Consider the following 10,062-nt stretch of genomic DNA (forward strand, 5'->3'; position numbering starts at 1 on the left):
CCGTGCGGCTCTCGCGCCTGGGCAAGCCGCTGCTGCTGCTTGCGGGCCTCGTGGCCGCGGGCGTGCTGCTTCGCGAGCTCCGCGACGCCGGGATGCTCGACACCGGCTTCCTCGATCGCGTGGCCGGCCGCGCCGGCATCCCGGGCGAGGTCGTGTTCGTCGCCCTCGGCGCCGTCGCCTGCATGGTCGGCATCCCGCGCCAGGCCGTGGCCTTCGCGGGGGGCACCGCCTTCGGGGCGCTGATGGGAACGCTTCTCGGGCTCGTCGCGATGGTCGCGGGCTGCGCCGGCTCGTTCCTCTGGGCACGCGCGGTGGGGCGGGACTGGGCGAGGCGCCGGATCGAGCGTGCCTATGCCGGGCGCCTCGCGCGGCTCGACCGGTTCCTCGCCGATAACACCTTCACCGCGGCGCTGACGCTCCGGCTCCTTCCCGTGGGCAACAACCTCGCCATCACCCTTCTCGCAGGGCTCTCTGGCGTGGCGTTCCTGCCGTTCCTGCTCGGCTCGGCGCTCGGCTACGTGCCGCAGACCGTGGTGTTCGCCCTTCTCGGCAAGGGGGTGAGGGTGGACGGAGCGGTTCAGCTCTGGCTCGGCTTCGGGCTGTTCGCCGCCTCCATCCTGCTCGGCGTGTGGCTGCTCAGGCGCGGGCGGCGCGCGCGCGAGGCGGCAGAAGCCTCCGGGCTCGAGGAGGAGGGTTGAGAGGGCTCAGTGCAGCCCGAATTCGCCCCTGGCGAATCGGAGCTCTGCCGGCTTCACGAGCCCGGCCGAGGCGACAGAGACCGAATGCAGCCGCCCCTCGATCTCGCGCTCCCAGAAGGCGAGGAAGCGGTTGAGCTCCGGGAAGCGCGGGGCGATGTCGAGGTTCTGCCAGACGAAGGTCTGCAGCAGGGCGGGGTGATCCGGCATGTGATAGAGGATCTTCGCCGTGGTCAGCCGATATCCGGCGAGCTGGCGTGCAAGCGGCGTCGTCATCTCTTCTGGTTCCTCCATTCCTTCAGTGACGGCATCCCGTTCCCTGGACCGGGAAGGATGACAGGAACAGGGCCGGAACGGGAAGCGAAAACGCCGTGTTTTCAAGGAATTAGCAGCCAGCCCCCGAGAGTGCTGCCACTCTTGACTTCGCCCTCCCATGGGCCTAGATCGCTGGCACTCCTCGCCAGTGAGTGCTAGCAGCCGTCGCCGCGGCTCGGCAGCACAGGCGGGGACGACGTGTAAACGCCAGGAGAGCTCCCAATGAAGTTTCGTCCCCTGCACGACCGTGTGGTGGTGCGCCGCGTGACCGCCGAGGAGAAGACGGCGGGCGGCATCATCATTCCCGACACCGCCAAGGAGAAGCCCATGGAGGGCGAGATCGTGGCGGTCGGCCCCGGCGCCCGCAACGAGAAGGGCGAGCTCGTCGCGCTCGACGTTAAGGCCGGCGACCGCGTGCTGTTCGGCAAGTGGTCCGGCACCGAGGTCAAGATCGACGGCGAAGACCTACTCATCATGAAGGAGAGCGACATCATGGGGATCGTCGAGGTCACGGCAGCCAAGAAGAAGGCCGCCTGATCCTCTTCGCCGCCTCTCTGACGTCGTTCAACCCATCGAAGGATAAGAGAACATGCCCGCAAAGGACGTGAGGTTCGGCTCTGACGCGCGCGAGCGGATGCTCCGCGGCGTCGACATCCTCGCCAATGCCGTGAAGGTCACGCTCGGCCCCAAGGGCCGCAACGTCGTGCTCGACAAGAGCTTCGGCGCGCCGCGCATCACCAAGGACGGCGTGACCGTCGCCAAGGAAATCGAGCTCGGCGACAAGTTCGAGAACATGGGCGCGCAGATGGTGCGCGAGGTGGCCTCGAAGACCAACGACGTCGCCGGTGACGGCACGACGACGGCCACCGTACTCGCGCAGTCGATTGTCCGCGAGGGTGCCAAGGCCGTTGCCGCCGGCATGAACCCGATGGACCTTAAGCGCGGCATCGACAAGGCCGTGAACGTGGTCGTCGAGGACCTCAAGAAGAAGTCGAAGAAGATCTCGACCTCCGCCGAGGTCGCCGCCGTCGGCACGATCTCCGCCAACGGCGAGAGCGAGATCGGCGAGATGATCGCCAAGGCGATGCAGAAGGTCGGCAACGAGGGCGTGATCACGGTCGAGGAGGCCAAGGGCATCCAGACCGAGCTCGACGTCGTCGAGGGCATGGAGTTCGACCGCGGCTACGTCTCTCCGTACTTCGTTACCAACGCGGAGAAGATGATCACCGAGCTCGACAGCCCCTACATCCTGATCCACGAGAAGAAGCTCTCGGGCCTGCAGCCGATGCTGCCGCTGCTCGAGGCCGTGGTGCAGACGGGCAAGCCGCTGCTGATCATCGCCGAGGATGTCGAGGGCGAGGCGCTCGCCACCCTCGTGGTGAACAAGCTGCGCGGCGGGCTCAAGGTCGCCGCCGTGAAGGCCCCCGGCTTCGGTGACCGCCGCAAGGCCATGCTCGAGGACATCGCGATCCTCACGGGCGGCCAGGTGATCAGCGAAGACCTCGGCATCAAGCTCGAGACGGTCACGCTCAACATGCTCGGCAAGGCCAAGAAGGTCGTGATCGAGAAGGAGAGCACCCTGATCGTCGAGGGTGCCGGCAAGAAGGCCGACATCCAGGGCCGCTGCGGCCAGATCAAGGCGCAGATCGAGGAGACCACCTCGGACTACGACCGCGAGAAGCTGCAGGAGCGGCTGGCGAAGCTCGCCGGCGGCGTTGCCGTGATCCGCGTCGGCGGCTCGACCGAGGTCGAGGTGAAGGAGCGGAAGGACCGGGTCGACGACGCGCTGCACGCCACGCGCGCTGCCGTCGAGGAGGGCATCGTTCCGGGCGGCGGCACCGCGCTCGCCCGCGCCAGCCTGATCCTCACCAAGATCAAGGTCGACAACGACGACCAGCGCTTCGGCATCGAGATCGTGCGCAAGGCGATCACCACGCCGCTGCGCCAGATCAGCGAGAACGCCGGCGAGGACGGTGCCGTCATCCTCGGCAAGGTGCTCGACAACGACGAGTACAATTTCGGCTTCGACGCGCAGACGGGCGAGTTCAAGGACCTCGTGAAGGCCGGCATCATCGACCCGACCAAGGTCGTGCGCACGGCGCTGCAGGATGCTTCCTCGGTCGCCTCGCTGCTCATCACCACCGAGGCGATGGTGGCCGAGCGTCCGGAGAAGAAGGCAGCCCCGGCCGGTGGCCCGGGCGGCGGCATGGGCGACATGGATTTCTGAGCCGCTCCGCGGCTTGGGATTTCTGATCCACGTCGTTCCGGCCGGAGACGGCCGATCGGAACAGGGGGGTCGCCTTCGGGCGGCCCCCTTTTTTCGTCAGTCCCGTGTGGCACGCAGGCCTCACGATCGGCGGCGCGGCGGCGATTGTACTTGACCCCGCGGCGTCTCCCTGCGCCCATTGCGGGGCAATCGTGCGTTTCGCTTGCCTGGCCTTGGCGGCACTCCGGCTCAACCCGGACGTCTTCGATGCTCGCTCCGAAAACCCCGGTTGGTCTGGCGACGTGCGATCACCGCACGCTGCGACGTGCTCGACATAGGAGGCCCCCATGGCCACAGGCACTGTGAAGTGGTTCAACCCGACGAAGGGCTTCGGGTTCATCGTTCCCGACGACGGCGGCAAGGACGTGTTCGTCCATATCACCGCCGTCCAGGCGGCCGGCTTGACCGGGCTGAACGAGGGCCAGAAGGTCAGCTACGAGGTTGCGATGGAGCGCGGCAAGGCTGCCGCCGGCATGCTCCGCGCGATCTGAGCTGCCCCGCACCACGACGGAAGGGCCGCCCCTCGGGGCGGCCCTTTCTCGTTTCCGGCCGCGGTTTTCCTGCTGCGGCGCGACATGGCTTTTGGCTTGACCTCGATTGCGCAACCTGCCTGTCTAATACCTGCAATCGCGTTTGGCTCGACTGACCGACCGGCTCTCCGGACCACCAGGCCACCGGGATGCCAAAGGCTCACTCCCCGAACTCCCGGTTGTCTGCCCGTCGTGCGACGGTCGCACGGCGGTTCGAGAGAGAAGGAGGGCCATCGATGGCCACCGGTATCGTCAAGTGGTTCAACCCGACGAAGGGCTTCGGCTTCATCGTTCCCGACCAGGGCGGCAAGGACGTGTTCGTCCACATCACCGCCGTGCAGGCGGCCGGCATGACCGGCCTGAACGAGGGCCAGAAGGTGAGCTTCGAGGTGAGCATGGAGCGCGGCAAGCCCGCCGCGACGAACCTCCGCGCCGCCTGAGCACCCCCCCGGCTCCACTGACGGCAAGGGCCGCTCCCGCAAGGGGGCGGCCCTTCGCTTTGCGGAGGCTTGCGCCCCGCCCGCCCCGCTCAGCGCGCCGCGGCGTCGATGCGCCGGTGATGCATCCGTCGCGCGAGAAGCGTCGTGCCGATCAAGGTGAGGATCAGCGTCGAGGCCATCAGGATGAACGCGAGCGCGGCGCCGAATGGCCAGTTGGTGGTGCGCGCGAACTGGTCGTACAGGGCAGGCGCCATCATCTTGAACTGCGGCCCGCCGAGCAGCACCGGCGTCGCATAGGCGTTCATGCAGAGGATGAACACGAGCGTGCCGCCGGCGATGATGCCTGGCAGCGAGAGCGGCAGGAGCACGCGGCGGAACACCACCATGGGCCCAGCGCCGAGATTGGCCGCCGCCTCCTCGACATCGCGGCCGATGCTTTCGATCACGCTCTGCAGCGTCAGGATCATGTAGGGCAGCACCACCGCGACGATGCCGAGGATCACCGCAAACGGCGTGTACATCAGCCGTACAGGCTCGGAGACGATGCCGGTCCAGCGCAGCACCGCGTTCACCGCGCCATCGTTGCCGAGCAGCGCCATCCAGCCTGCCGCGCGCACGACATTGCCGACCATCAGCGGGAACACCACGGCGATGACGAGCGCGCTCTTCCACCGGCTCTGCGAGCGGGCGAGAAGGTAGGCGACGGGAAACGCCGCGAGCGTCGCGACGACGGTGCAGAACGCCGCGACCTGCACGGTCGTGCCGAGCACGCCGATGAAGTAGGGGTCGGTGAAGAAGCGGATGTAGTTCTCCGCCGTCACCGCGTCGATCATGAACTCGCGCGGGCTGTAGCGGTTGAGGCTGTAGCGGAAGAGCAGCGCCATCGGCGCGCCGAGGAAGGCGAGCACGAGCAGCGTCGCGGGGATGACGAGAGCCGGGCCGAGGCTGAACCCTGCCCCTGCCCGCCTCTCGCCGGCCCCGATCGCGGGCGCGGTGACCGTCAGCGCCACCGCCGCCCTCCTTCCGCCATCGCCATGCTCAGCCCTTGAACTCGCGCGTCCACCACTCGAGGAGCTGCGAGTTGTTCTGCGCGATGTACTCGTAGTTCGGCTGGATGAACTTCTCCTGCTGCTCCGGCGTGAAGCTGATCTCGCGCGCGATCTCGGCCGGGATCTCCGCGTTCGTGACCGTCGGCACGTAGCCCATCCGGTCGGCGAAGCCGAGCTGCGCCTTCGGGTCGAGCATCGCGTTCATCCAGGCCCAGCCATTGGCCTTGTTGGGCGCGTTCCGCGGTACCGCCTTGTCGAAGATGATCGGCGTGGCACCTTCTTCCGGAACGGCATGGGTGAGGTTCAGCCCACCCTTCTTCCACATGTAGCCGCGCGCGAGCCACATGATGGTGGCGTACACCTCCTCGCTCTTGAGCGCCGCGGCCAGCGCCTCGTTCGAGGGGTAGACGCGCGGCTCGAGCTTCTTGAGCTCCATGAGCTTCGCCTTGGCGGGCTCGAAATTGGTCGGGCTGCCGCCGTTGATCATCGCCGCACTCTCGATGACCTGCATGTAGAGCCCGTCGGCGAAGCCGATGCGGCCGCGCCATTTCGGGTCCCACAGGTCGTTGTAGCTGCGGGGCGCGGGCGTCATCTTGTCCGGGTTGTAGAGGATGACCTTGCCCGAATAGATGTGCGGCAGCGCGTAGGGCTTCGCCAGCGCCTTGATCACGTGCTTCATGTTCGGGACGTTCGCCTCGGTCGGCTCCTCGAACAGGTTGAGCTGCGACATCTCGAACATGTCGATGTCCGACAGGCAGGCGACGTCCATGCTGCCGCGGCGGCTCGTCCGCTCGGCCAGAAGCTTGGTCTTGCGGGGCGGGGCGACGCCCACGTCGTAGAGCGTCTCGATGCCCTTCGGCGCCATCAGCGGGTCGGCGATGTTGAGCTTGAGCAGGTCCTGGTAGTCGCCGCCCCACGTGCCGACGATGACGCGTCCGCCAGACTGCGCACGTGCGACATGCGGCGCGGCGAGCGCGGCGGCGGCACCCGCGAGCAGCGCCCGGCGATTGATACGAGATCCGATCATCTCAGCCTCCTTGGTCGTGGGCGCCGTCGGGCGCGAGCAGCCGGCATGCGTCGGCCGGCCAGGTCAGGGTCACGGGGTCGCCGGCCGCGAGACGCCTGAGCGGGTCCGAGGCGGGCGGGGTCGGCAGCGTGGCAGTCAGAACCTCGTCGCCGCGGAGATCGACACGATACTCGCTCGTCGCGCCCAGATAGGTCACGAGAACGAGCTTCCCGGTCGCGCTGTTCATGCACGGCGCAACGGGCGCGCCTGGCTCGGCAAGCGTCAGCCGCTCGGGGCGGAGCGCGAGCGCGGCCGGGCCGGCTGCGCGGCCATCGGCCGGCACCGAGACGGCAAGCCCGCCGCGGCTCTCGAACCGGCCTGGCGAGACGAGCCGTCCGGCGAGAACGTTCGAGCGGCCGATGAAGCCCGCGACGAAAAGGTTGGCCGGGCTCTCATAGAGCTCCTCCGGCGTGCCAACCTGCTGCACCACGCCATTGGCCATCACCACGAGGCGATCGGCCAGCGTCAGCGCCTCCTCCTGGTCATGCGTGACGAACACGGTGGTGAGCCCGAGCCGGCGCTGCAGCTCACGGATCTCGACGCGCACCTCGAGGCGGAGCTTGGCGTCGAGGTTGGAGAGCGGCTCGTCGAGCAGGAACACGCCCGGGTTGACCACCAGCGCACGCGCAAGCGCGACGCGCTGCTGCTGCCCGCCGGAGAGCTGGCGCGGATAGCGCTCGCCGAGATGGCCGAGCCGGACGAGGGAGAGCGCATCGGCCACGCGCTTCTCCGCCTCGGCCTTCGGCACGTTCCGCATCTCGAGCCCGAAAGCCACGTTCTGTGCAACCGTCATGTGCGGGAAGAGGGCGTAGGACTGGAACACCATGCCGGTGTCGCGGCGATGCGGCGGCAGGTGCGTCACGTCACGCCCGCCGATCACGATCTGCCCTGCCGTCGGCTCGATGAAGCCAGCGACCATGCGCAGCGTCGTCGTCTTGCCGCAGCCGGAGGGGCCGAGCAGCGCGACGAGCTCCCCCTCGCGCACGGTGAGGCTCACATCGTCGACAGCGACGGTCGGGCCGTAGGTCTTGCGCAGGGAGGTGAGGACGAGTTCGCTCATACGATCCGGGAGAGTTTCACGAAACGGTCGGAGATCAGCATCAGGGCACCGATGATCACGATCTGCATCGTCGCGACGGCAGCGATGGTCGGGTCAATGCGGAACTCGAGGTAGTTCAGCATCGCGACCGGAAGCGTGATCCGCCCCGGGCCCACGAGGAGAAGCGAGAGCTCGAGATTCTCGAAGCTCTGGATGAAGCTGAACAGGCTTGCCGCGACGAGGCCGGGCCGCATCATCGGCAGCGTCACGCGCCGGAAGACGGTCAGCGGCGAGGCGCCGAGATTGGCCGCCGCCTCCTCCATCGCCCGGTCGAGCCCGACCAGCGAGGCGGAGACGAGCCGCACCGTCCAGGGGATGGTCAGCAGGACGTGGCCGAGCACGAGACCATGCAGGGTGGCGCGGAAATCCACGTCGAGCGCGTTCTCGAGCGCGACGTAATAGACGTAGAGCGCGGTGCCGGCGACGATGCCGGGAACGACGAGCGGCCCGAGCAGGAGCGTGTTCAGCGTGCCGCTTCCCGCGAAGCGGAACCGGACGATCGCATAGGCCGCGGCTGCGCCCAGGCTGACGCCGATCACCGTCGCGACGGCGGCGACCTGGAAGCTCGTGACGAAGCCGCGCGCGAACTCGGGGCGCGAGAGCGCGTTCGCGTACCAGGCGAAGGTATAGCCGTCCGGCGGGAAGGAGACGATCTGCTGGTCGAACAGCGAGATCCAGGCGACGAAGAACACCGGCAGGAACATGAAGCAGAAAACGACCGTCGCCACCGCGCGCAGGGCGAAGCGGCCGAGCCACCGGCGGCCCGGGCCCGCGGCAGGCACTCCCCCCTCCGCCGATGCGGCAATCGTCGTCACGTTGACCCTGGTCCCCCGGTTCGTGGTCGCGCGCGATCCTATGGGCGGGAGGCCGGGTTCACAAGGAAGCATGGTGCGTGGCGCGGGCTTTGGTGCACGATGGGCTCATGCCAGAAGGCTCCCCGCTCGCGGCTGACCCGCACCGCGCCGCCATCCGCCGGCTGCACCGCGCGGCCGACGAGACCGTCCTCGCCCCCCTTCTCGCGCTTGCCTCACTGCCGCCGGAGGCCGCTGCGCGCGTACGATCGCGTGCGATCGCTCTGGTCGAAGGCGCACGCCGCGCGCACACGCCCGGCGCCGACGTCTCGGCCTTCCTCGCCGAGTTCGGCCTCGGCACCCGCGAAGGTGTCGCCCTTCTCTGCCTCGCCGAAGCGCTTCTCCGCATCCCCGACGCAGCGACCGCGGACAGGCTGATCGAGGACAAGCTCGCGGGTGCGGATTGGCAGAGCCATCTCGGCCAGGCAGACAGCCTTCTCGTCAACGCCTCCTCCTTCGCCTTCATGCTCACGGGCCGCGTGCTCTCGCCCGAGGCGGATTCGGCGATGCTGTCGCGCACCGTCCGCCGCCTCGGCGAGCCGGTGATCCGTGCAGCACTTCGCCAGGGCATGAAGGTGCTGGCCGGGCAGTTCGTGATGGGCCGGACGATCGGCGAGGCGCTGAAGCGCGGCCAGGAAAGCGCCGAGGCGCGGCGGGCACGCTACAGCTTCGACATGCTCGGCGAGGCAGCGCGCACGGAAGCGGACGCGCAGCGCTACATGGCCTCCTATCGCGACGCGATCGGCGCCGTCGGCCGTGCGAGCGGCGGGCGAGGGCCGATCGAAGGGCCCGGCGTGTCGGTGAAGCTCTCCGCGCTGCATCCCCGCTACGAGCCGACGAAGCCCGGCTGCATCCCCGCCCTGGTCGCCTCGCTCACCGAGCTCGCGAAGGCCGCGAAGGCAGGCAATATCGGGCTCACCGTCGATGCCGAGGAGGCGGACAGGCTCGACATCTCGCTCGACATCATCGCCGCGGTGCACGGCGACGCCGCGCTCGCCGGTTGGGACGGGCTCGGCATGGCCGTGCAGGCCTACCAGAAGCGCGGGCTCGCGGTGGTCGACTGGGCGGCGGCACTGGCCGCGCGCAACGGGCGGCCGATGCCCGTGCGGCTGGTCAAGGGCGCCTACTGGGACACGGAGGTGAAGCACGCGCAGGTGCAGGGCCGGGCGGACTATCCCGTGTTCACCCGCAAGGCGGCGACCGACGTCTCCTGGCTCGCCTGCGCGCGGCGGATGTTCGACGCCTCGCCGCACATCCAGCCTGCCTTCGCCACCCACAACGCCACCTCGCTCGCCTTCATCCTAGAGAATGCCTCGGGGCGCATGTTCGAGATGCAGCGCCTGCACGGCATGGGCGAGGCGCTCTATGCCGGAACCGACTGCCCCGTGCGCGTCTACGCCCCGGTCGGCGGCCATGAGGACCTTCTCGCCTATCTCGTCCGCCGGCTGCTCGAGAACGGCGCCAACACCGGCTTCGTGCACCGGCTGACCGACCCCGAGGTGCCTGCCGAGGCGCTGGCGGAGGACCCGGTCGCTGCCATCACCGGCCGCTCGCCGCGCAACCTGCGCATCCCCCTTCCGCGGAACCTCTATGGTGCCTGGCTGAACAGCGCGGGGCTCGACCTCGGCGACCCTGTCGAGGCGCCGCCCGTGCTCGCCGCGATCCGCGAAGCCGCCGCGCGCCCGGCCGATGCGGCGCCGATCGTCGGCGGCGACCGCATCCGCGGCGAGGCGGTGCCGGTGCGCGACCCG

General features: G+C 68.8%; 11 protein-coding genes. 6 read left to right on the forward strand and 5 right to left on the reverse strand.

Annotated features, from left to right (window positions below; translation table 11 throughout):
- Nucleotides 1-2: 2 nt before the first annotated feature.
- On the forward strand, nt 3-698 hold the full coding sequence (locus tag FIF60_RS10045) for a TVP38/TMEM64 family protein (protein ID WP_239451578.1): 696 nt from the start codon (nt 3-5) through the stop codon (nt 696-698).
- Between the two features lie 6 nt (nt 699-704).
- On the opposite strand, the gene FIF60_RS10050 is transcribed toward FIF60_RS10045, so the two are convergent.
- On the reverse strand, nt 705-971 hold the full coding sequence (locus FIF60_RS10050; RefSeq protein WP_204251158.1) for an usg protein: 267 nt from the start codon (nt 969-971) through the stop codon (nt 705-707).
- Nucleotides 972-1,232: 261 nt separating this feature from the next.
- On the opposite strand from FIF60_RS10050, the gene groES reads away from it, so the two are divergent.
- The 4 genes from groES to FIF60_RS10070 all read left to right on the forward strand — a co-directional run bounded on the left by groES (nt 1,233) and on the right by FIF60_RS10070 (nt 4,246).
- Nucleotides 1,233-1,547, forward strand: a complete 315-nt coding sequence (gene groES, locus FIF60_RS10055) for a co-chaperone GroES (RefSeq protein WP_144185942.1) — start codon at nt 1,233-1,235, stop codon at nt 1,545-1,547.
- 52 nt (nt 1,548-1,599) lie between these two features.
- The gene (groL, locus tag FIF60_RS10060) at nt 1,600-3,237 is read left to right on the forward strand and encodes a chaperonin GroEL (protein ID WP_144185943.1); all 1,638 of its coding nucleotides are present in this window, start codon (nt 1,600-1,602) and stop codon (nt 3,235-3,237) included.
- Nucleotides 3,238-3,563: 326 nt separating this feature from the next.
- Complete coding sequence (locus FIF60_RS10065; protein ID WP_144185944.1) at nt 3,564-3,767, forward strand: cold-shock protein; 204 nt, start codon at nt 3,564-3,566, stop codon at nt 3,765-3,767.
- 275 nt (nt 3,768-4,042) lie between these two features.
- Entirely contained in the window at nt 4,043-4,246 is a 204-nt protein-coding gene (locus FIF60_RS10070; protein ID WP_144185945.1) for a cold-shock protein, read from the forward strand.
- Nucleotides 4,247-4,335: 89 nt separating this feature from the next.
- Here the strand turns inward: FIF60_RS10070 and FIF60_RS10075 are convergent, their stop codons facing one another.
- Genes FIF60_RS10075 through FIF60_RS10090 form a run of 4 tightly spaced genes read right to left on the reverse strand, consistent with a single transcriptional unit; the run spans nt 4,336 to nt 8,275 of the window.
- Entirely contained in the window at nt 4,336-5,256 is a 921-nt protein-coding gene (locus FIF60_RS10075) for an ABC transporter permease (protein ID WP_239451579.1), read from the reverse strand.
- A 28-nt stretch (nt 5,257-5,284) separates the two neighbouring features.
- Nucleotides 5,285-6,322 carry an extracellular solute-binding protein gene (locus FIF60_RS10080; protein WP_144185946.1) on the reverse strand — a complete coding sequence of 346 codons (1,038 nt, stop codon included), beginning with the start codon at nt 6,320-6,322 and terminating at the stop codon, nt 5,285-5,287.
- Between the two features lies 1 nt (nt 6,323).
- The gene (locus FIF60_RS10085) at nt 6,324-7,421 is read right to left on the reverse strand and encodes an ABC transporter ATP-binding protein (RefSeq protein ID WP_144185947.1); all 1,098 of its coding nucleotides are present in this window, start codon (nt 7,419-7,421) and stop codon (nt 6,324-6,326) included.
- A complete protein-coding gene (locus FIF60_RS10090; protein ID WP_239451580.1) occupies nt 7,418-8,275 on the reverse strand; it encodes an ABC transporter permease in 858 nt (285 codons plus the stop codon). The genes FIF60_RS10085 and FIF60_RS10090 overlap by 4 nt, the downstream gene beginning before the upstream one ends.
- A 107-nt stretch (nt 8,276-8,382) precedes the next feature.
- Between FIF60_RS10090 and FIF60_RS10095 the strand changes: the two genes are divergently transcribed.
- Nucleotides 8,383-10,062 (forward strand): proline dehydrogenase family protein (locus tag FIF60_RS10095; RefSeq protein WP_204251159.1); only part of this gene is annotated, 1,680 nt, incomplete at its 3' end.

The sequence above is a fragment of the Elioraea rosea genome, assembly GCF_007644105.1.
Classification (GTDB): Bacteria; Pseudomonadota; Alphaproteobacteria; order Acetobacterales; family Acetobacteraceae; genus Elioraea_A; species Elioraea_A rosea.

Excerpts from the sequence above, each read along its gene's own strand:
- FIF60_RS10065 (WP_144185944.1), top strand. The coding sequence starts at position 3,564 with ATGGCCACAGGCACTGTGAAGTGGTTCAACCCGACGAAGGGCTTCGGG.
- FIF60_RS10050 (WP_204251158.1), bottom strand. The coding sequence starts at position 971 with ATGACGACGCCGCTTGCACGCCAGCTCGCCGGATATCGGCTGACCACG.
- groL (WP_144185943.1), top strand. The coding sequence starts at position 1,600 with ATGCCCGCAAAGGACGTGAGGTTCGGCTCTGACGCGCGCGAGCGGATG.
- FIF60_RS10070 (WP_144185945.1), top strand. The coding sequence starts at position 4,043 with ATGGCCACCGGTATCGTCAAGTGGTTCAACCCGACGAAGGGCTTCGGC.
- FIF60_RS10085 (WP_144185947.1), bottom strand. The coding sequence starts at position 7,421 with ATGAGCGAACTCGTCCTCACCTCCCTGCGCAAGACCTACGGCCCGACC.
- groES (WP_144185942.1), top strand. The coding sequence starts at position 1,233 with ATGAAGTTTCGTCCCCTGCACGACCGTGTGGTGGTGCGCCGCGTGACC.
- FIF60_RS10080 (WP_144185946.1), bottom strand. The coding sequence starts at position 6,322 with ATGATCGGATCTCGTATCAATCGCCGGGCGCTGCTCGCGGGTGCCGCC.